Origin of the sequence: Xanthomonas sp. GW (genome assembly GCF_014236815.1) — a bacterium.
GTDB lineage: Bacteria > Pseudomonadota > Gammaproteobacteria > Xanthomonadales > Xanthomonadaceae > Xanthomonas_A.
Genome location: NZ_CP051189.1, coordinates 4038164 through 4057068, shown reverse-complemented (window position 1 = coordinate 4057068; position 18905 = coordinate 4038164). Strand labels below are relative to the sequence as shown.

Here is an 18905-nt window from a genome sequence, read left to right as displayed (position 1 = left end):
CCCGAATCCCCAATCCCGGCCCTCAATCGGCGCGCCAGCCTGGCGGCGCGGCGTCCGGATCGGCCAGGGCGCGCAGGCGCTTGAACAGCACCGTGGTCTCGGCCACGTTCCAGACCCGCAGCGCCACTTCGAAGGTGTCCAGCGGCTTGGTCAGGAAATCCTTGGCGCCCAGGCCGAGCGCGCGGTGGCGCGCGCTGCGGCTGGGGTCGGCGGTGAGCACGATCACCGGCAGGAAGCTGGACGCGCCGGCCAGCCGCGACAGCTGTTCCAGGATCGCGTAGCCGTCCAGCTCAGGCATCATCAGGTCGAGCAGGATCAGGTCCGGCGCGAACGCCGAGACCAGGCCGAGCACGCGTTGCGGATCGGTGGTCGCCACCACCTGCTGGAAGCCTTCGCGCTGCAGCAGGTCTTCGAGCAGGCGGACGTTGGCCGGCTCGTCGTCGACGATCAGGATGCGCGAGGCGAGGACATCGTTGCGGGTCATGCGAGGTGTCGGTCCAGAACGGTGAAGAATTCGGCCACGTCCAGCGGTTTGGTCAGGTAGGCGCGCACGTTGTCGCCCTGCACCCGCGCCAGCGTGGCGGGCGTCGCGTCGGCGCTGACCACCACCACCGGGATCGCCGCGGTGTGCGGCTGCTCGCGCAGTTGCCGCAGCAGGTCCTCGCCGTTGCCGTCGCTCAGATGCAGGTCGAGCAGGATCAGGTCGGGACGGGCCTGTTGCAACTGCGCGCGTGCCTGCGCCAGCGTCGCCGCCTCGTGCAGGCACCAGTGCGGGCGGCGCTCGGCCAGGGTGCGGATCAGCGCCTGGTTGGAGGGATTGTCCTCGACGCTGAGCACGCTGCGCTGGCCAGCGCCGGCCGTCGTCGCGGCGATCGCCGGATGCGGTGCCGGCGCGTCGGCGGGCCGGTCCAGCGGCAGCACGATCCAGAACCGCGAGCCCTCCGGACTGCTCTCCACCACGATGCGCCCGCCCATCGCTTCGGTCAGGCGCTTGCTCAATGCCAGGCCCAGGCCGGTGCCCTCGATCGCCGAGCGCTCCGCGCCGAGCCGCTCGAACGGGGTGAACAGGCGCTGCACCTGCTCGGCCGACAGGCCGTGGCCCTGGTCGTGCACGGCGATGCCCAGGAACTCGCCCTGCCGCTCGGCGCTCACCCGCACCTCGCCGCCGGGGCGGTTGAACTTGATCGCGTTCGACAGCAGGTTGATCAGCACCTGGCGCAGGCGCTGCGGATCGGCGCGCACGGTCCAGGCGGGCGGGAGTTGCAGCGATTGCAGGGCGATGCCGCGGCTCTTCGCCTCCGGCGCGACCAGGCCCAGCGCTTCCTCGATCGCCGCGCGCACCGGCACCGGCTGCGGGCTCAGGTCGAGCTGGTCGGACTCGATGCGGGCGATGTCCAGCAGCTCGGTGATCAGCCCGAGCAGGTGCCGCCCGGCGCCGAGGATGTGCTGCAGCTGGCCGCGCTGCGCCGCGCCGGGCAGGTCCATCTCCAGCACCTGCGCATAGCCGAGGATGGCGTTGAGCGGGGTGCGCAGTTCGTGGCTGCTGCGCGACAGAAATTCGGTCTTGGCGCGGTTGGCGGCCTCGGCCTCGCGCCGCGCCGACTGCGCCTCGGCGGCACGCGCGGCGAGCAGGGTGCTGGCCTGGTCCAGGCGTTGCGCTACCTGGCCCAGTTCGTCGCCGGTACGTAGCTGCGGCGCCAGCGGCAGGCCTTCGCCCAGGCGGTCGGCGTTGGCCGACAGCACGCGCAGCCGCCGCGACAGCGACGAGGCGAACCACGCCACCGCGAACACCGCGCCGAGTCCGCCCAGCATCGCCGCGCACAGGGTGATCAGCAGATTGCGCTGGCGCAGCGCCTGCGCCTTTGCGGTGCGGATCTGCAACTGCGCGGTCTCGTAGTTGCGCAGCTCGCGCAGTTCGGCGCGCAGGATGTCGAGCTTGACCTTGCCTTCGCTGAGCTGGCGGATCTCTTCCTCGCGGCTCAGGTCAGGCGCCAGCAGCCGCCGCCAGCCCTGCATCTTCTCCGCGAACAGCGGCTGGATGCGGGCGAAACGCTGCGCCTGCAGCGGGTCGGTGATGCGCTGCGCCAGGCGCTGCACCACGGTCTGCAGGCGTGGTTCGGCGTCGCGGTACGGGGTCAGGAACGCGTCCTGCCGCACCAGCCGGTAGCCGCGCACGCCGGCCGCGGTCTCGGCCAGCAGCGCGTGCGCCTCGTACAGGTCGCTGAGCACTTCCAGGGTCTGGCGCACGTCGTTCTCGGCGGCGATGTTCTGCCGTTCCACGCTGTAGATCGCCACCAATGCCGCCAGCAGCAGCAACAGCGGCAGCGCGACCACCGCCAGGCTCTTGCGGGTCAGCGGCCAGTCGTTCCAGCGCAGCGTGGCCGCGCTCACAGCGCCATCCCCGCCTGCACCGCATACACCGCCGCCTGGGTGCGATCGGATACCTGCAGCTTCTGCAGGATGCGCTCCACGTGGACCTTGGCGGTGCCGGCGGAAATGCCCAGTTCCGCGCCCAGCCCGGCATTGGTCAGGCCGCGCGGCAGCAACGCCAGCACCTGCCGTTCGCGCGCGCTGAGCGCGCCGAGCCGGTCCGGTTGCGCCGGCTTGCGGCGCCGCGGCGCGCGCGCCGGTTCGGTCACCGCCGGCGCCAGCAGCGTGGCGATGGTGGCGATCGCCTGCACGTCGCCCGGCGCGGGCGCCATGCGCGCGTTCCAGCCCAGGCACAGCGTGCCCAGCGTGGCGCCCAGCGCGGCGATCGGCACGCACAGCTCGGACGCGTCGCCCGCGCGCGCGGCCAGGCGCCAAGACAGCGCAGGGCCGTCGGTGGCGACGCTGGCGCCGGGCGGCAGCGCGTCGCCATGGCTGGCCAGCACCAGGCTGCGGCTGCCGCGCAGCGCCAGTACCGCCGCGTGCGGCGCATCCAGCAGCTCGCGCGCCAGACGCAGCGCGTCGGCCCCTGCCTGCTCGGCACCGCTGGCGCGGGTCACCGCCTCGGCGGCGTCGGCCACCGCCTGCCAGCGGGCGCTGTCGGCCGCTTCGCGACGCAGTTCCTGCCGCCATTGGCCTGCATTGAGCGGGGCTTGCATGCTGTTCTCCACTATGCCGATCGGCATATTCGAGGATATGCCGTCCAGCGGATTTTACGCAAGCCGCCGCCGCCAATACTGGCTTCGCCCCGAGACGGCATTCCCTCATCCACAGCGGAGATCCACCATGCGTCGCATCCTGTTCACCCTGGTCCTGAGCCTGTCCGCCACCGCCGCGCTGGCGGCCCCGGCGATGCACTACGATGCCCGGCCGTCGTTGCCGGCCGCGGGCGAGGAGCGCGAGATCGCCGGCCTGTTCGACCGCTGGAACGCGGCGCTGGCCACCGGCAACGCCGACCGCGTCGCCGACCTGTATGCCCGCGACGGCGTGCTGCTGCCGACCGTCTCCAACCAGGTCCGCGCCAGCCGCGCCGAGATCAAGGACTACTTCGACCACTTCCTGGCGGCCAAGCCACAGGGCGTCATCAACTACCGCCAGGTGCGGCTGCTCGACGACGACAGCGCGGTCGATGCCGGCGTCTACACCTTCACCCTGACCAATCCGGACGGCAGCACCCGCAAGGTGCAGGCGCGCTACACCTTCGTCTACGAGAAGCGCGACGGCCGCTGGCTGATCATCAACCACCACAGCTCGGCGATGCCGGAAGTGGCGGGCGGCGGCAGCAAGACCGCGGCGCATTGAGCTGGCGGGCGCGTGGCCTGGGCTCGTGGCGGCCCAGCGCCACGCGCACCTTGAAAGCCGGTGCCGGCAGCGCCATCCAGGAGGCATCCCTTTCGATGCCAGGAGTCCGCGCCATGTTGGGAATCGGTGCCTTCAAGCAGCGCCTGCCGCGCCCGGGCGAAAGCCTGCCCGGCCGCGCGGAGCCGCTGCCGCTGCACAACCGCCATTTCGTCAACGGCCACCCGCTGCGCGACGCGTTCGCCGGCCTGCAACAGGTGCAGTTCGGCCTGGGCTGCTTCTGGGGCGCCGAGCGCAAGTTCTGGTCGCTGCCGGGCGTGTTCAGCACCGCGGTTGGCTACGCCGGCGGGCAGACGCCCAACGCCACCTACAGGGAAGTGTGCTCCGGTCAGACCGGCCACACCGAGGCGGTGCTGGTGGTGTTCGATCCTCAGGCGCTGAGCTTCGAGCAGTTGCTGCAGACCTTCTGGGAAAGCCACGACCCGACCCAGGGCATGCGCCAGGGCAACGACACCGGCACCCAGTACCGCTCGGCGATCTACTGCAGCACCCAGCCGCAGTACGACGCGGCCATCGCCAGCCGCGAGGCCTACCAGCAGCGCCTGCGCGCGGCCGGCTACGGCGAGATCACCACCGAGATCCTGTTCCCGGCGCCGCCGTTCTACTACGCCGAGGACGAGCACCAGCAGTACCTGGCAAAGAACCCGGGTGGCTACTGCGGATTGGGCGGTACCGGGGTCAGCTGTTCGCTCGGCCTGGAGGCCTGAGCCGGCCGCACAGCGCCCACGCGTTGCGCGGTCGTCGCGCGCGCCGGTTTCAGGCCGGCGCGCGCTGGGTCACACGAACTCGGCAGCGAACATCTGCCGCATCTGCGCGATCTGTTCTTCGCGCTCGGGATGCAGCTGGCGCAGGCATTCCAGCGCAAAACTGACCGGGCTGGTGCCGGGTGCGGTGATCAGCCCGCCCGCATTGACCGCTTTCTGCTCGCGGTAATGCGCACTGCCGGCATACACGCCCACGTGCTCGCGCAGGAACGCCTGGGAATTGCTGGTGTGCGGCCGCGTATCGAGCAATCCGGCGTAGGCCGGCGCGATGGTGGCGCCGCAGATCGCCGCGACCGCGCGGCCGGCGTCGATGCGCTGCTGCAGCAGCGAACTGAGCCCGGGAATCTCGCCGGCCTGCCAGCGCTCGCTGCCCGGCAGCAGCCATAGGTCCGCATCCAGCGGCGCCAGATCCGACAACGCGTACTCCGGATGCAGGTTCAGCCCGCCGATCGAGCTGACCGGCTTGCCGTCGATGCTGGCGACCTGGATCTCATCGCCGAACCAGGCCCGCGCCGCCGGCAGGATGGTGCCGATCTCCCAGTCCGCCACGCCATCGACCATCACTACCGCGATCGTTGCCATTTGCCGCACCTGTGCTGTGGAGCGCGCAGCTTAGCCGGCGAAAAGTTGCGGCGGCGCCAACGCGGTGTCGAAAGCGGCGTTGGCAATATGGGCTGAGTCTGTGCTTGTCTTCAGCGTTCGGCGTTGTTGGCACAGCAGGCGTCGCGCAGCCTCACCGCCTGCACCGATAGCATCGGATCGAGCCGTGAATCGGCAGCGAGACGGCCCCTGCATTGCCCATTCCCCATTCCCGTTTCCCCATTCCCGGCACCAAAAAAAGAGCGGCGTTGCCGCCGCTCGGAGGTCGTGCCATTACCAGCTGCGGTCAGATGGCCAGCTTCTGCCGGATCGTGTCGCGCAGCGCCTGCAGGTCCTTGGCGAAGGTGTCGATGCCGCTGGCCAGCTTCTCGGTCGCCATCGGATCGGCGGCCAGGTCGGCGGCGAACTGCTTGGCATCGATCGGCGCAATCTGCGCGCCGTCGGCCTGGCCGGGCGACAGCTTGCGCGGCAGCTCGCCATGGTCGGCGTCGAGCTTTTCCAGCAGGTCCGGCGAGATGGTCAGGCGGTCGCAGCCGGCCAACGCCTCGATCTGCGCGGTGGAGCGGAACGAAGCGCCCATCACCACCGTCTGTGAACCGCGGCGCTTGAACTCGGCATACACGCCGCGCACGAACTGCACGCCCGGGTCTTCGTCGATGCTGGCCGGGGTCTGCCCGTTGGCCACGTACCAGTCCAGGATGCGGCCGACGAACGGCGAGATCAGGAACACGCCGGCCTCGGCGCAAGCCAGCGCCTGGGTGCGGTTGAAGATCAGCGTCAGGTTGCAGTCGATGCCGTCCTTCTGCAGCTGGCGCGCGGCCTCGATGCCTTCCCAGGTCGCGGCGACCTTGATCAGGATCTTGTCCTTGGATACGCCGCGTTCGGCGTACATGGCGATGAACTTGTGCGCCTTGGCGATGGTCGCGGCGGTGTCGTGGGCCAGGTCGGCGTCCACCTCGGTGGACACGCGCCCGGGCACCAGCGCGCTGAGCTTGCTGCCCACGCCGATGGTCAGGCGGTCGGCGATCTCGTCGACCAGGGCGGCGTGGTCGCCGTCCTGGCTGCGCGCCCAGGCCAGCGCCTCGTCGATCAGCTCGGCGTAGACCGGCAGGTCCAGGGCTTTCTTCACCAGAGTCGGATTGGTCGTGCAATCGACCGGCTTGAGCCGCTTGATCGCATCGTAGTCGCCGGTATCGGCCACGACCACGGACAACTCGCGCAGCTGAGCCAGTTTGGAAGGAGCGGAAGACGTCATCGATAGTTCTCGGAACGGATGGAATGGAGGATAAGCCCGCGCACGTTAACCCGCCGCGTGCACGAAGTCGCTTGCCGTCTGCACCGCGAGCACGCGCAGCCGCAGCGCGCGGCCGCCGGGGGCCTGCCAGTCGATCGACTGGCCCACGGCCAGGCCGAGCAGGGCGCTGCCGACCGGCGCCAGCACCGAGATGCGGCCTTGCGCGGCATCGGCTTCGTGCGGATAGACCAGGGTCAGTTGGTGGCGTTCGCCGTGCAGTTCGTCTTCGCATTCCACGCGCGAGTGCATGGCGACGATGCCGGCGGGAAGTTGCTCGGGCGGCACCACCGTGGCACGGCCGAGTTCTTCGCCCAGCGCGAGCGCGGCCGGGTGCTGCTTCAAGGCGGGGGACTCGAGCAAGGCCTCCAGACGGGCCAGGTCGTGGCTGGATACGATCAGTGAAGGGGGCAGGCCGCTTTGCGGTTGAGAGGACATGGCAAACTCCTTGGGTCATGAAAAAGGCGGCGCTGCGAGGCGCCGCCCGGATGGCGCTGGCTGTCGCGTGGCATCGGCCGCAGGGCCGATGGCCGCGCTCAGACAGCAGTGACGTGCGGCTGCGTGGGCAGCAGTTGTTCCAGCAACGCCAACAGCAACGGGCCGTCGAACAAGGCGGTGTAGCTGACGCTGACCTTGCTGCCGCCGCGCAACTGGAACTGCAGGCGCGAGGTCCACGCCGACACGTCCATGGCGACGATGTCGTCGATGCGGATCTCGTTGCCGGCAAAGGCGAGGCGCTCGCGGCTCAGCTGCACCGTCTCGAGCGGGCCGCGGGTGAAACCCTTCATGTTGACCGCGAATTCGCGGCGGATCGCGCCGGCGGTGGTGACCATGCGGAAACTCAGTGTCTGCCCGGCATCGAGCTTGGCCATCAGCACCGGCACGCGCGCCTGCAGGTATCCGTGCATGAAGCGGTCGAGGAACTTGTAGTAGCCGCCGATGTTGCCGTTGGCGGCCTGCCACTGTTCCTGGCCTTCGCGCCGCCAGCCCAGGTTGACCGACAGCCCGGCGCGGTAGAACTGGCAGGTTTCGACGATGTCGCGATAGAGGTAGGTGCCATCGCTGCGCTCGGGAAACTGGCGCACGCCCAGCTCGCCCTGTTCCCAGCCGCCGCGGCGGATCGCCCAGCCCAGCAGAATGGTCAGCACGCCGACCAGCGCCAGGCCGAGCATGATCCATTGCAGCGTCTGCGCCGCTTCCGGCGCGACCTTGTCGCGCACCGCGAACAGAAGCACGCCGCAGGCCAGCAGCGCCAGGCCGAACAGCATGACCAGGATCGACAGCGTCGCATTGTTGCGATGGCGGCCGAGCACGGTTCCGATAGACGTCATCCGCATTCCTCTACACAGGTAATCGCGGGATTGTCGCACCGACGGCCGTAAACCGGGCGTTAGCGTCGCCCGCGCGCCTTGCGCCAATGGCGCGGTGCCACGCTCAGAGTGTCGCCACGCGAGGCGGCAGCGCGGCGGCCACCGGGGCGAGACTCGACGGCGCGGCCTTGGCCGACAGCAGCGCCTCGGGCAGCGCCTTGAACAGTTTCGCCAACTGCTCCAGGAAATCGCTCATCGCCGAACTGCGGCGCCACAGCATCGCGATGCGCCGGCTCGGGCCGGAGGCGTCGTCGAAGCGCAGCAGGTGGATGTTGGACGAGTTGGTCACCGGCGGCTGCACCGCCAGCAAGGGCAGCAAGGTCACGCCGACATTGGCGGCCACCATCTGCCGCAGCGTTTCCAGGCTGGTGGCCTGGAATTCGGCTTTTTCCAGCGCGCCGGACAGGTGGCACACGTCCAGGGCCTGCTCGCGCAGGCAATGGCCGTCCTCCAGCAACAGCAACCGTTGCTGGTGCAGCTCGCTCAGGCTCAACGAATCGCGCTTGGCCAGCGGATGGCCATCCGGCACCGCCAGCACGAACGGTTCCTCGAACAGGAATTCGGTATGCAACTGGTCGTCGTGCAGCGGCAGCGCGAGCAGCGCCGCATCCAGCCGGCCTTCGCGCAACCGGGTCAGCAGCACGTCGCTCTTTTCCTCGATCAGCAGCAGTTCCAGTTGCGGGAAGCGCTCGCGGATGCCCGGGATCACGTGCGGCAGCAGGTATGGGCCCAGCGTCGGGAATATGCCCAGGCGCACCGTGCCCGCTTCCGGGTCCTGGCTGCGCCGCGCCGCTTCCTTCATCTGCTCGATCTCGGCGACGATGCCGCGCGCGCGGCTGGCCGCCTCGCGCCCGGCCGGGGTCAGCATGACCTTGCGCGGCGCGCGCTCGACCAGCGGCACGCCCAGTTCGTCCTCCAGCTTCTTGATCTGCGTGGACAGCGTCGGCTGGCTGACGAAACAGGCCGCCGCGGCACGCCCGAAATGCTTGTGATCGGCCAGCGCCACCAGGTATTTCAGATCACGCAGGTTCATCGGCAGGTTCCTTGGCGGTGCGGGCTGTGCTGAGAACAGCATAGACCCCGCGCCGGGTCGCGGTGCGGGGTCTATGCGGGCGTGACGGGATCAGGCCGCTTCGGCGACCGCGCTGCTGACCGGCGCACTGCTGCGGATCAGGTGGTCGAAGGCGCTCAGCGCCGCCTTGGAGCCTTCGCCCATGGCGATGATGATCTGCTTGTACGGCACCGTGGTGGCGTCGCCGGCGGCGAACACGCCGGGCAGCGAGGTCTGGCCGCGGTCGTCGACGACAATCTCGCCGCGCGGCGACAGCGCCACCGTGCCCTGCAGCCATTCGGTGTTGGGCAGCAGGCCGATCTGCACGAAGATGCCTTCCAGCGCCAGGCGGTGGATATCGCCGCCGACGCGGTCCTTGTAGACCAGCCCGGTGACCTTGCTGCCGTCGCCGATCACCTCGGTGCTCTGCGCGTTGACGATGATGTCCACGTTGCCCAGGCTGCGCAGCTTGCGCTGCAGGACTTCGTCGGCGCGCAGCTTGGCGTCGAACTCGACCAGGGTGACGTGGCTGACGATGCCGGCCAGGTCGATCGCCGCTTCCACGCCGGAATTGCCGCCGCCGATCACCGCCACGCGCTTGCCCTTGAACAGCGGGCCGTCGCAATGCGGGCAATAAGCCACGCCCTTGTTGCGGTACTGGTCCTCGCCGGGCACGTTCATCTGCCGCCAGCGCGCGCCGGTGGACAGGATCACGCTGCGGCTCTTCAGCGACGCGCCATTGGCCAGCCTGATTTCGACCAGGCCATCGGCGCCGGCCGGAATCAGCTGCTCGGCGCGCTGCAGGTTCATGATGTCCACGTCGTACTGGCGCACGTGCTGCTCCAGCGCCGCGGCCATCTTCGGGCCTTCGGTCTCCTGCACCGAAACGAAGTTCTCGATCGCCATGGTGTCCAGCACCTGGCCGCCGAAACGCTCGGCCGCCACGCCGGTGCGGATGCCCTTGCGCGCGGCATAGATCGCCGCCGCCGCGCCGGCCGGGCCGCCGCCGATCACCAGCACGTCGAACGGCGCCTTGGCCGCGATGGTGGCCGCATCGCGCTTGGCCGCGCCGGTGTCGAGCTTGGCCACGATCTGCTCCAGGCTCATGCGGCCCTGGTCGAACACTTCGCCATTGAGGTACACGGTGGGCACCGACATGATCTGCCGCGCCTCCACCTCGTCCTGGAACAGCGCGCCGTCGATCGCCACGTGCTTGATGTTCGGGTTCAGCACCGCGGCCAGGTTCAGCGCCTGCACCACGTCCGGGCAGTTCTGGCAGGACAGCGAGAAATAGGTTTCGAACACGTACTCGCCGGGCAGGTTGCGCACCTGCTCGATGACCTCGGCGGTGGCCTTGGACGGATGCCCGCCGACCTGCAGCAGCGCCAGCACCAGCGAGGTGAACTCGTGGCCCAGTGGCAGCCCGGCGAAGCGCAGGTGGATGTCGTGGCCGGGGCTGGTCAGCGCGAACGACGGAGTGCGCTCGGCGCTGTCGCGGTGCACGTCCAGGCTGATCTGGTCCGACAGCAGCACCAGGTCTTCGAGCAGGTCGAGCATCTCGCGCGACTTGGCGCCGTCGTCCACCGACGCGGTGATGTGGATGGGCCGAACGACCCGCTCCAGGTAAGCCTTCAACTGGGTTTTCAGATCGGCATCCAACATGGCGGACTCCTGACGATGGGCAAAGCGAGGGGAAGGCGTTGCTGCCGCAGGGGCAGACCGCCGAAAGAATTGGGAGGAGGGGTGAACCGCAGCCGGCGCGCGCTGCCGGTGGCTGGCGTGAGGCGGGCGTAGCGGCCGCGACGCGGGCTGCGGTTCACCCCCACCCCCGCCGAAGCGGCGGAGATGGGAGTGGGGCGGCTTAGATCTTGCCGACCAGGTCCAGCGACGGCTTCAGGGTCTTTTCGCCTTCCTTCCACTTGGCCGGGCACACTTCGCCCGGATGCGAGGCGACGAACTGCGCGGCCTTGAGCTTGCGCAGGGTCTCGGTGACGTCGCGGGCGATCGCGTTGTCGTGGATTTCCAGCGTCTTGATCACGCCTTCCGGATTGATCACGAAGGTGCCGCGCAGGGCCAGGCCTTCCTCGTCGATGTGCACGCCGAACGCGCGGGTCAGCTGGTGGGTCGGGTCGCCGACCAGCGGGAACTGCGCCTTGCCGACGGCCGGCGAGGTCTCGTGCCACACCTTGTGCGAGAAATGGGTGTCGGTGGTGACGATGTAAACCTCGGCGCCGATTTTCTGGAACTCGGCATAGTTGTCCGCGGCGTCTTCCACTTCGGTGGGGCAGTTGAAGGTGAAGGCGGCCGGCATGAAGATCAGCACCGACCACTTGCCCTTCAGGTCCGCGTCGGTGACTTCGATGAATTCGCCGTTCTTGTAAGCGTTGGCCTTGAACGGCTGGACCTGGGTGTTGATCAGAGACATGGAGTTTCCTCGTGGTTGCGAAGGGGGACGGGGGATAGAACGAGGCTCATCATAAGAGGGGTCGATAGATATCTCAAATCGATTGATGGAATTGAATAGATAGGTTTTGTCTATCGCTATTCAAGCCTGGCTCTTTGCTGCGCTGCGGGGGAAGCACGCAGTGCCAAAGTTCTACCACGTTGGCTTTTCCGGACCGCTGCGGCATCGTGACGTCGATGAACGCCCCCACCACCCCCGAGTCCCTGCTGCGCGCGGCCTGCGCACAGATCGACCGCGCCGATGCCGAAGCCTTGTTGATCCACGCTCTGCAGCGCGACCGCGCCTGGCTGTTCGCGCATGCCCGCGACCCGTTGCCCGCGGATGCCGCCGAGCGCTTCGGCGCGCTGCTGGCGCGGCGCGCGCAGGGCGAGCCGGTGGCCTACCTGACCGGCCGCCGCGGCTTCTGGACCCTGGACCTGGCGGTCGGCCCGGCCACGCTGATCCCGCGCGCGGACACCGAGCGCCTGGTGGAACTGGCGCTGGAGCGGCTGGACACGGCGCCGGGCCGCCGCGCCGCCGACCTGGGCACCGGCAGCGGCGCGATCGCGCTGGCGCTGGCCAGCGAGCGGCCGCAGGCGCAGGTGCTGGCCACCGACCTGAGCGAAGCCGCGTTGACGGTGGCGCAAGCCAATGCGCGCACGCACGGCCTGCACAACGTCCGCTTCGCCCACGGCGCGTGGCTGGCGCCGCTGGCCGGACAGCGCTTCGACCTGATCGCCAGCAACCCGCCCTACATCGCCGCCGGCGACCCGCACCTGGCGCAGGGCGACCTGCGCTACGAACCCGCCAGCGCACTGGCGTCCGGCGCCGACGGGCTGGACGACATCCGCGTCATCGTCGCCGGCGCAGCGGCGCACCTGCAGCCGGGCGGCTGGCTGCTGCTGGAGCACGGCTGGGAGCAGGGCGCGGCGGTGCGCGCGCTGCTGACCGATGCCGGCTTCGACAACGTGGCGACCTACCAGGACCTGGAGGCGCGCGACCGGGTCACGCTGGGGCGCTGGCCGGCCGGCTGACGCGGTTCGCGACGGTTGGATGGCGCGCGTGCCGGCCGCGCAAACAGCGCCCGTGAACGCGGGCAGGGCCGTGCCTTCCCCGCTAAAATCGGGTTTTTCCGCAGGAACCGCCATGCGCACCCTATATCCCGAGATCGAACCGTTCGACAGCGGCATGCTGCCGGTGGACGCGCGCCACACGCTGTACTACGAACAGTGCGGCAACCCGCAGGGTAAGCCGGTGGTGATGCTGCACGGCGGGCCGGGCGGCGGCTGCAACGCCAAGATGCGCCGCTTCCACGATCCGGCCAAGTACCGCATCGTGCTGTTCGACCAGCGCGGCTCCGGCCGCTCCACGCCGCATGCGGACTTGGTCGACAACACCACCTGGGATCTGGTGGCCGACATCGAGAGGCTGCGCGAAACGCTCGGCATCGAACGCTGGCAGGTGTTCGGCGGCAGCTGGGGCTCGACCCTGGCGCTGGCCTACGCGCAGAGCCATCCGTCGCGCGTCACCGAACTGGTGCTGCGCGGCATCTTCATGCTGCGCCGTTGGGAACTGGAGTGGTTCTACCAGGAAGGCGCCAGCCGGCTGTTTCCCGATGCCTGGGAGCACTACGTCGCCGCGATTCCGCCGGTGGAGCGCGCCGACCTGATCTCCGCGTTCCATCGCCGCCTCACCAGCGACGACCAGGCCACGCGCCTGGCCGCGGCGCGCGCGTGGAGCGTGTGGGAAGGCGCCACCAGCTTCCTGCACGTGGATGCGGATTTCGTCAGCGGCCACGAGGACGCGCAGTTCGCGCTGGCGTTCGCGCGCATCGAGAACCACTATTTCGTCAACGGCGGCTTCTTCGAGGTGGAAGACCAGTTGCTGCGCGACGTGGGCAGGATCGCCGACATCCCCGGGGTGATCGTGCAGGGCCGCTACGACGTGGTGTGCCCGCTGCAGAGCGCGTGGGAGCTGCACAAGGCCTGGCCGAAGGCGACGCTGCAGATCACCCCAAGCGCGGGCCATTCCGCGTTCGAGGTGGAGAACGTCGACGCTCTGGTGCGCGCCACCGACGCCTTCGCCTGAGGCTGGCATGCCGTGTGCCGTATTCGCGGCGCACGGCATGCGGCAATGTCCGCACTGTCGGCCTGGATCGGGCCAGGTTGCGACGCGTTCGCCATCGGCCTGCGCCTTGCTGTCTCCCGTGTCCGCTTCAACCCTTTCGTTTTGCCGCGTTTCCGCGGCGATACACCCGATCGACTTCGAACACGCCGCCGCGCTGCGATTCGGCATGGCCTTCGGCACGGATGTGCACCCGCAGGCGGTCCGCATCCTGCGCATCGGTGGTGTAGCGGTAGGACACGCGGATGCCGTTGCTGGCGCTGATTTCCACCAGCATGCCGTCGGGATTGTCGTGCAGCAGCGCCTGCACGCCGGGCGCGATCTGCACGCGCGCTCCGGACAGCGGCAGGATCACCACGTCGCTGCTGTCGGGGCGGCCGAACACCACCGATTCGCGGGTGCGGTACAGCAGGAGCGTGTCGGTCAACGGCGCGGCAAACTCCATCTCCGGACGCAGCATCTGCAGCGGACCGCTGGCGCGGCGTGCGCCGGATCCACCGCCGGGAGCACCGCCCGGCGGGCCGCCTTCGCCGCCTTGGCCGCCCGGACCTGCGCCGTCAGGCGCGGGTCCGCCAGCGGCCTTTTGCCGCGGCAGCGCGCGCTCGGCGGCCTTTTCGGCCTGCTTGGCGGCTTTCTTGTTGGCCTTGGCGTCGGCCTGCCATTGCGTCGGCGGGTCGGTGGCCACCTGTTGCGCGAACGCCGGGACCTGCAGCATCAGCACCAGCAGCAGAAGAGGGGGACAGCGACGGCGAACGGGCACGGCAAGACTCCGACAGGCGACGAGGCCGACGATGCTACGGCGCGGCGTTCGCGCGCTCTTGCCGTGGTGTGTCGTCGCCGGCCACGCAGCGCGCGCCGCTTCTTTTTCCCTGCGGGACCATGCTGCCTTTTCGGGGGAAGGTGCCCGGCGGGGGGATGAAGGCGCGGGCGAAGTCCTGGCAGTTCGCTGCAGTCGGGACTGAAGTCCCTCCCACAACACGCCGGCCGGTTCATTGGCTGGCCCAATGTCCCTGGAAGGGCGGTCGGGATGGCTTCGGAGCGCCGGTCGCGACGGGCGTTCTCGGTATCGCCCGTCGCGATCGATGCTCCGCTCCCGCAAGTCACTGCGGGATAGGGCTGTATCTGGGGCGAAGCCGCCCTACAACCGCCCTACAGGTAGAGCCCCTCGGTCCGCAGCGCCGCGGCGCCGTTGCCGGCGACCCCCGCGGCGCTGGCAGGGCGCGGATCCAGCCGCGCCTGGTCGGTTTCGTCGGTCCACACCACGAACGACTCCAGCGTGTTGTAGCCGAAGGTGTTGCTGATCGCCACGTCGGCGGCATCGCGGCCGCGCGCGATCAGCACCCGGCCGATGCGCGGCAGGTTGTGGCGCGCATCGAAGGTGTACCACTGCCCGTCCAGGAACGCCTCGAACCAGCCGGAGAAATCCATCGGCGCCGCCGAGGCGGGCACGCCGATGTCGCCCAGGTAGCCGGTGCAGTAGCGCGCCGGGATGTTCATGCAGCGGCACAGCGCGATCGCCGAGTGGGCGAAGTCGCGGCACACGCCGCGGCCTTCCTGCAGCGCCTGCGCCGCGCTCTTGGTCGGGCGCGCGTGTTCGTAGCCGAATTCGATCTGCGCATGCACGTAGTCGCAGATCGCCTGCACCCGCGCCCAGCCGGTCGGCGCGCTGCCGAACAGGTCCCAGGCCATGCCGCTGAGCAGGTCGGTCTCGCAGTAGCGGCTACCGAGCAGGTACATCAGGGTGTCGTCCGGCAGGTCCTGCACCGGGGTCTGCGGCGCGTCGTAGCGGTACTGGTCGGGCAGGCCGCTGTCGCGTACCACCGCGTCGGCACGCAGGGTCAGCACGCCGGCCGGGGCCAGCATGCGCGTGCAGCTGTTGCCGAACTGGTCGCGATAGCCGCGCAGCGGGATCGCCGGTTCGGTCTGCAGCGCGGTGGCCACGACGATGTCGGTGCGGCGGCTGTCGTGGATGTCGAGCATCGCCAGCACCGGGGTGGGCTGCAGGAAACGGTAGCGGATCTCGTAGCCGAGGCGGATGAGCATGGGGGCAGGGGGTCCGGTGCATGCAGCGAGGGGGCGTCCGAACGGACGGCGATGCACCGAGAGTGCGCAGCCTGCGCTCAGCCCGGTGTGAAGGCAGCTTGCAACCGATTCAGCATGCTGAGCAAGCGCTGCGCCCATTGCCGCTGTCCTGCGGGGTCGGCGATCAGGTCCTGGCGGATCTCCAGTTCCACGTGCGCCAGGCCGCGCGCCTCGGCGTGTACCGGGATCGCGTAGTCGGTGGCATCGCTGACCGAATACGGCTCATTGTCGCCGACCACCAGGCCCGGCTCGGCGCGCAATTCGGCCAGCAGCGCCTGCGCGAAGCGCGCATCGCGCTGGTACAGCACGCCGGCGTGCCAGGGCCGGGACGCGCCCGCCATCGACGGAGTGAAGCTGTGCATCGCGATCAGGATGGTGGCCAGGCCAACGTCGCGGCGCCGGTCCAGTTCCGCGGCGATACGCGCGTGGTAGGGAGTGAAGATCGCGCTGGCGCGTGACGCGCGCGCGGCGGCGTCCAGGCCCTGGTTGCCCGGCACCATGGTGCCGTCGCTGACCTCGGCGATCGAACCCGGCGCCGACAGCGGCCGGTTGCAGTCGATCACCAGTCGCGAATAGGTCTGCACGATCGCGAACGCATCCAGCGCCTGCGCCAGTTCGGCGGTGACCCCGGCGATGCCGATGTCCCAGCCGATGTGCCGGTCCAGTTCGTGCTGCGGCAGGCCCAGGCCGGCCAGCGCCTGCGGCACCTGCTGCCCGGCGTGGTCGGCGATCAGCAGGTAGGGCGAACGGCCCTGCGCCTGGAGCACGCGGTAGGGCGGTGGATCGCCTGCGCCGAGCAGGGGCTGGCTGGCGGCCGCGCGCGCGGTCGGCTCAGCCACGCGGGGTGCCGTCCAACTGGTGCTCGATCATCCACAGCCCGGCCCACAGCTTGGCGTCCAGCTCGTAGCCTTCGCCCATCTTCTGCACCAGCCAGGCCGCGGCGCGGGCGCGCGGTACCGTGTGCACGGTGATGTCCTCGCTGGCGTCGCCGCCGCCGTCGCCGACCTTGCGCAGGCCGCTGGCACGGACGAAGGCGACCTTCTCGTTGCTGGCGCCGGAGGAGGTCGGGCCGATCATCAGCACCTCGGCGTGGTCGGCGGTCCAGCCGGTCTCTTCCTCCAGTTCGCGCACCGCCGACACTTCGATCGATTCGCCCGCGTCGATGTCGCCGACCAACCCGGCCGGCATCTCGATGGTCCGCGCCTGCAGCGGCACGCGGAACTGTTCGACGAACAGCACCTCGTCGTCCGGGGTCACCGCGACGATGATCGCGGCCAGGCCGCCGGCGTGCACACGTTCGGAATATTCCCAGGTGCCGCGCACCACCATGCGCTGGTATTTGCCTTCGTAGACGACGCGGGGCGGGGAATCGTGGCGGGTCATGGGTAGCGTTCGCTCTGCTGAGGAGGAAGGAGATGGGCGCCGCGGATCGCGATCGCCGGATGACCGAAGTGTAGTGCCATCGACGTCGCGACGATGCCATGGCGCAACCTGCCGCGTGCGGTGTTCGATACGGCGAAAGGCCCAGGCGCCGCGAGCGGCACGCTACTGCGTCGCCGGGAAGGCATGCGCGGCGTCGTGCTCGCGCAGCACCTCGATGAAGGCGCGCAACGCGGCGGGGACGTGGCGGTGGCCGGGGTAGTAGAGGCATAGTCCCGGGAACCGGGGGCACCAGTCTTCCAGCGCGGCGACCAGCGCGCCGTGCGCGAGGTGCTGGGCGATCGAGGCCTCATGGGTCCAGATCAGGCCGACACCCGCCAGCGCGGCGTCGATCAGCAGCGCGGAATTGTCTAGCGTCAACATGCCTTCCACGTCGATCAGTTGCTGCTGTCCGCGCTTGGCGAATTCCCAGCGATACACCGCACCGCCTTGCGGATAGCGGCTGCGGATGCAGGCGTGCGCGCGCAGATCGGCCGGCGTGCGCGGCGCGCCGTGGCGGGCGAAGTAGGCCGGCGTGCCGGCCACGATGAAGCGCAGCGGCGCCGAACAGGGGATGGCGACCATGTCCTGCGGCACCAGTTCCGCCAGGCGGATGCCGGCGTCGAAGCCCTCCTCCACGATGTCTACCAGGCGGCCGTCGGTGACGATGTCCAGCCGCACCTCGGGGTATCGCGCCAGGAACGTCAGGATCGCCGGCATCAGCAGGCGCGCGGCGCCTTCGGAGGTGTTCAGGCGCAAGCTGCCGGTGGGGCTGTCGCGAAACGCATTGGCGTCCTCGATCGCCGCATCGATCTCGCGCAGCGCGGGCGCGATGCGGGCAAGGAAACGTTCGCCGGCCTCGGACAGCGCGACGCTGCGAGTGGTGCGATGGAACAGGCGCACGCCCATGCGCTGTTCCAGCGCGGCGATCGCGTGGCTGAGCGCCGATGCCGACACGCCCAGCACGGTGGCCGCACCGCGGAAGCTGCGCTGCTTGGCGACGGCGACCACCGCCTGCAATTCGCTCAGGGCGGGACGGGGCATTGTGCGATCCTGTTCAGTACTGCATGCGGGATTGGCCGGATTGTCTCATGGGTTGGGCGGGTCGATCATGGCGCTACACCCCACCCAAGGAACCGCCATGTCCAACCCCACTGTCCTGATCACCGGCGCCTCGTCCGGTTTCGGACTCGCCAGCGCGCAGTTGTTCGCCGCGCGCGGCTGGAACGTGGTCGCCACGATGCGCGATCCGGCGGCCGGCGCGGCGCTGGCCGGCCCCGAGGTGCTGGTCGCGCGCCTGGACGTGCAGGACCGCGACAGCATCGTCGCGGCGATCGACGCCGGCATCGCGCGCTTCGGTGCCATCGATGCGCTGGTCAACAACGCCGGCTTCGGCCTGTTCGGCGTGTTCGAGTCCACGCCGCGGGCGAAGATCCAGGAACAGTTCGACGTCAACGTGTTCGGCGTGATGGACGTGACGCGCGCGCTCCTGCCGCATTTCCGCGCCCGTGGCGCCGGCACGATCGTCAACGTCAGTTCCGGCGCGGGCGTGTTCGGCCTGCCGATGATCTCGTTGTACAACGCCAGCAAGTTCGCGCTGGAAGGCTTCTCCGAATCCTTGTCCTACGAATTGCGGGCGCTGGGCATCGCGGTACGCATCGTCGAGCCGGGCGGCGTGTTGGAGACCGGTTTCGGCCAGCGCTCGGCGCAGGAGGCCACGTCCGGCGCCGCGCCGCCGGAGGCCTACGCCGGTTTCGTGGCGCACAGCGTCAAGGTGTTCGAAGGCCTGCGCGCCACACGCTTGGCGACCTCGCAGGAGGTGGCGGAGACGATCTTCCAGGCGACCACCGATACCGGCCCGCGCCTGCGCTACGTGGCGACCCAGGATATCGTGCCGCTGCTGGCGGCGCGGCGCGAGACCTCCGAGGAGCGCTACATGGCGCTGATGCGGGCGCAGTTCGATGCGGCGGACTGA

Annotated in this window: 20 protein-coding genes; 5 read left to right on the top strand and 15 right to left on the bottom strand. The window is 69.6% G+C overall.

What is annotated here, in order from left to right; translation table 11 throughout:
- Positions 1 to 22 precede the first annotated feature (22 nt).
- Genes HEP73_RS17520 through HEP73_RS17510 form a run of 3 tightly spaced genes read right to left on the bottom strand, consistent with a single transcriptional unit; the run spans position 23 to position 3086 of the window.
- Positions 23 to 484 carry a response regulator gene (locus HEP73_RS17520; RefSeq protein WP_185820907.1) on the bottom strand — a complete coding sequence of 154 codons (462 nt, stop codon included), beginning with the start codon at positions 482 to 484 and terminating at the stop codon, positions 23 to 25.
- Positions 481 to 2391, bottom strand: a complete 1911-nt coding sequence (locus HEP73_RS17515; RefSeq protein ID WP_185820906.1) for an ATP-binding protein — start codon at positions 2389 to 2391, stop codon at positions 481 to 483. Before HEP73_RS17515 ends, HEP73_RS17520 begins: the two co-directional genes overlap by 4 nt.
- Positions 2388 to 3086, bottom strand: coding sequence for a helix-turn-helix transcriptional regulator (locus HEP73_RS17510; RefSeq protein WP_185820905.1), 699 nt, complete (start codon positions 3084 to 3086; stop codon positions 2388 to 2390). Before HEP73_RS17510 ends, HEP73_RS17515 begins: the two co-directional genes overlap by 4 nt.
- Positions 3087 to 3213: 127 nt before the next feature.
- Between HEP73_RS17510 and HEP73_RS17505 the strand changes: the two genes are divergently transcribed.
- Positions 3214 to 3729 (top strand): SgcJ/EcaC family oxidoreductase, encoded by a 516-nt coding sequence (locus HEP73_RS17505; RefSeq protein WP_185820904.1) that lies wholly within the window; start codon positions 3214 to 3216, stop codon positions 3727 to 3729.
- Positions 3730 to 3842: 113 nt separating this feature from the next.
- Positions 3843 to 4493, top strand: a complete 651-nt coding sequence (gene msrA, locus HEP73_RS17500) for a peptide-methionine (S)-S-oxide reductase MsrA (RefSeq protein WP_185820903.1) — start codon at positions 3843 to 3845, stop codon at positions 4491 to 4493.
- A gap of 69 nt (positions 4494 to 4562) precedes the next feature.
- Here msrA and HEP73_RS17495 read toward each other — a convergent pair whose 3' ends face one another.
- The 7 genes from HEP73_RS17495 to ahpC form a co-directional block, all read right to left on the bottom strand.
- The gene (locus HEP73_RS17495) at positions 4563 to 5132 is read right to left on the bottom strand and encodes a type 1 glutamine amidotransferase family protein (RefSeq protein ID WP_185820902.1); all 570 of its coding nucleotides are present in this window, start codon (positions 5130 to 5132) and stop codon (positions 4563 to 4565) included.
- A gap of 304 nt (positions 5133 to 5436) precedes the next feature.
- Complete coding sequence (gene tal, locus HEP73_RS17490) at positions 5437 to 6405, bottom strand: transaldolase (RefSeq protein ID WP_185820901.1); 969 nt, start codon at positions 6403 to 6405, stop codon at positions 5437 to 5439.
- Positions 6406 to 6450: 45 nt separating this feature from the next.
- A complete protein-coding gene (gene rnk / locus HEP73_RS17485) occupies positions 6451 to 6879 on the bottom strand; it encodes a nucleoside diphosphate kinase regulator (RefSeq protein ID WP_185820900.1) in 429 nt (142 codons plus the stop codon).
- Positions 6880 to 6977: 98 nt separating this feature from the next.
- A complete protein-coding gene (locus HEP73_RS17480; protein WP_185820899.1) occupies positions 6978 to 7772 on the bottom strand; it encodes a tetraspanin family protein in 795 nt (264 codons plus the stop codon).
- A 103-nt stretch (positions 7773 to 7875) separates the two neighbouring features.
- On the bottom strand, positions 7876 to 8844 hold the full coding sequence (locus tag HEP73_RS17475; RefSeq protein ID WP_185820898.1) for a LysR substrate-binding domain-containing protein: 969 nt from the start codon (positions 8842 to 8844) through the stop codon (positions 7876 to 7878).
- 90 nt (positions 8845 to 8934) lie between these two features.
- Entirely contained in the window at positions 8935 to 10524 is a 1590-nt protein-coding gene (gene ahpF / locus HEP73_RS17470) for an alkyl hydroperoxide reductase subunit F (RefSeq protein WP_185820897.1), read from the bottom strand.
- Between the two features lie 199 nt (positions 10525 to 10723).
- Positions 10724 to 11287, bottom strand: a complete 564-nt coding sequence (gene ahpC, locus HEP73_RS17465; protein WP_039007575.1) for an alkyl hydroperoxide reductase subunit C — start codon at positions 11285 to 11287, stop codon at positions 10724 to 10726.
- Positions 11288 to 11502: 215 nt separating this feature from the next.
- Here ahpC and prmC point away from each other — a divergent pair, with 215 nt between their 5' ends.
- Both prmC and pip read left to right on the top strand, forming a co-directional pair.
- On the top strand, positions 11503 to 12339 hold the full coding sequence (prmC, locus tag HEP73_RS17460) for a peptide chain release factor N(5)-glutamine methyltransferase (protein WP_185820896.1): 837 nt from the start codon (positions 11503 to 11505) through the stop codon (positions 12337 to 12339).
- Positions 12340 to 12451: 112 nt separating this feature from the next.
- Positions 12452 to 13393 carry a prolyl aminopeptidase gene (pip, locus tag HEP73_RS17455; protein WP_185820895.1) on the top strand — a complete coding sequence of 314 codons (942 nt, stop codon included), beginning with the start codon at positions 12452 to 12454 and terminating at the stop codon, positions 13391 to 13393.
- 127 nt (positions 13394 to 13520) lie between these two features.
- On the opposite strand, the gene HEP73_RS17450 is transcribed toward pip, so the two are convergent.
- From HEP73_RS17450 to HEP73_RS17430, 5 genes are all read right to left on the bottom strand, one after another.
- The gene (locus HEP73_RS17450) at positions 13521 to 14189 is read right to left on the bottom strand and encodes a hypothetical protein (RefSeq protein ID WP_185820894.1); all 669 of its coding nucleotides are present in this window, start codon (positions 14187 to 14189) and stop codon (positions 13521 to 13523) included.
- A 389-nt stretch (positions 14190 to 14578) separates the two neighbouring features.
- Complete coding sequence (locus HEP73_RS17445) at positions 14579 to 15472, bottom strand: transglutaminase-like domain-containing protein (protein ID WP_185813778.1); 894 nt, start codon at positions 15470 to 15472, stop codon at positions 14579 to 14581.
- A 77-nt stretch (positions 15473 to 15549) separates the two neighbouring features.
- Positions 15550 to 16350 (bottom strand): N-formylglutamate amidohydrolase, encoded by an 801-nt coding sequence (locus HEP73_RS17440; protein ID WP_185820893.1) that lies wholly within the window; start codon positions 16348 to 16350, stop codon positions 15550 to 15552.
- A complete protein-coding gene (locus HEP73_RS17435) occupies positions 16343 to 16894 on the bottom strand; it encodes an NUDIX hydrolase (protein ID WP_184411768.1) in 552 nt (183 codons plus the stop codon). Before HEP73_RS17435 ends, HEP73_RS17440 begins: the two co-directional genes overlap by 8 nt.
- Before the next feature lie 162 nt (positions 16895 to 17056).
- Positions 17057 to 17974 carry a LysR family transcriptional regulator gene (locus tag HEP73_RS17430; protein WP_185820892.1) on the bottom strand — a complete coding sequence of 306 codons (918 nt, stop codon included), beginning with the start codon at positions 17972 to 17974 and terminating at the stop codon, positions 17057 to 17059.
- Between the two features lie 97 nt (positions 17975 to 18071).
- Between HEP73_RS17430 and HEP73_RS17425 the strand changes: the two genes are divergently transcribed.
- Positions 18072 to 18905 carry an SDR family oxidoreductase gene (locus HEP73_RS17425; RefSeq protein ID WP_185820891.1) on the top strand — a complete coding sequence of 278 codons (834 nt, stop codon included), beginning with the start codon at positions 18072 to 18074 and terminating at the stop codon, positions 18903 to 18905.

Bases quoted from the DNA above. Each gene is read 5' to 3' on its own strand.
- rnk (WP_185820900.1), bottom strand. From the start codon at position 6,879: ATGTCCTCTCAACCGCAAAGCGGCCTGCCCCCTTCACTGATCGTATCC.
- tal (WP_185820901.1), bottom strand. From the start codon at position 6,405: ATGACGTCTTCCGCTCCTTCCAAACTGGCTCAGCTGCGCGAGTTGTCC.
- HEP73_RS17505 (WP_185820904.1), top strand. From the start codon at position 3,214: ATGCGTCGCATCCTGTTCACCCTGGTCCTGAGCCTGTCCGCCACCGCC.
- HEP73_RS17480 (WP_185820899.1), bottom strand. From the start codon at position 7,772: ATGACGTCTATCGGAACCGTGCTCGGCCGCCATCGCAACAATGCGACG.
- HEP73_RS17435 (WP_184411768.1), bottom strand. From the start codon at position 16,894: ATGACCCGCCACGATTCCCCGCCCCGCGTCGTCTACGAAGGCAAATAC.
- msrA (WP_185820903.1), top strand. From the start codon at position 3,843: ATGTTGGGAATCGGTGCCTTCAAGCAGCGCCTGCCGCGCCCGGGCGAA.
- HEP73_RS17475 (WP_185820898.1), bottom strand. From the start codon at position 8,844: ATGAACCTGCGTGATCTGAAATACCTGGTGGCGCTGGCCGATCACAAG.
- prmC (WP_185820896.1), top strand. From the start codon at position 11,503: ATGAACGCCCCCACCACCCCCGAGTCCCTGCTGCGCGCGGCCTGCGCA.
- HEP73_RS17430 (WP_185820892.1), bottom strand. From the start codon at position 17,974: ATGCCCCGTCCCGCCCTGAGCGAATTGCAGGCGGTGGTCGCCGTCGCC.
- HEP73_RS17520 (WP_185820907.1), bottom strand. From the start codon at position 484: ATGACCCGCAACGATGTCCTCGCCTCGCGCATCCTGATCGTCGACGAC.
- pip (WP_185820895.1), top strand. From the start codon at position 12,452: ATGCGCACCCTATATCCCGAGATCGAACCGTTCGACAGCGGCATGCTG.
- ahpF (WP_185820897.1), bottom strand. From the start codon at position 10,524: ATGTTGGATGCCGATCTGAAAACCCAGTTGAAGGCTTACCTGGAGCGG.
- HEP73_RS17445 (WP_185813778.1), bottom strand. From the start codon at position 15,472: ATGCTCATCCGCCTCGGCTACGAGATCCGCTACCGTTTCCTGCAGCCC.
- HEP73_RS17510 (WP_185820905.1), bottom strand. From the start codon at position 3,086: ATGCAAGCCCCGCTCAATGCAGGCCAATGGCGGCAGGAACTGCGTCGC.
- HEP73_RS17425 (WP_185820891.1), top strand. From the start codon at position 18,072: ATGTCCAACCCCACTGTCCTGATCACCGGCGCCTCGTCCGGTTTCGGA.
- ahpC (WP_039007575.1), bottom strand. From the start codon at position 11,287: ATGTCTCTGATCAACACCCAGGTCCAGCCGTTCAAGGCCAACGCTTAC.
- HEP73_RS17495 (WP_185820902.1), bottom strand. From the start codon at position 5,132: ATGGCAACGATCGCGGTAGTGATGGTCGATGGCGTGGCGGACTGGGAG.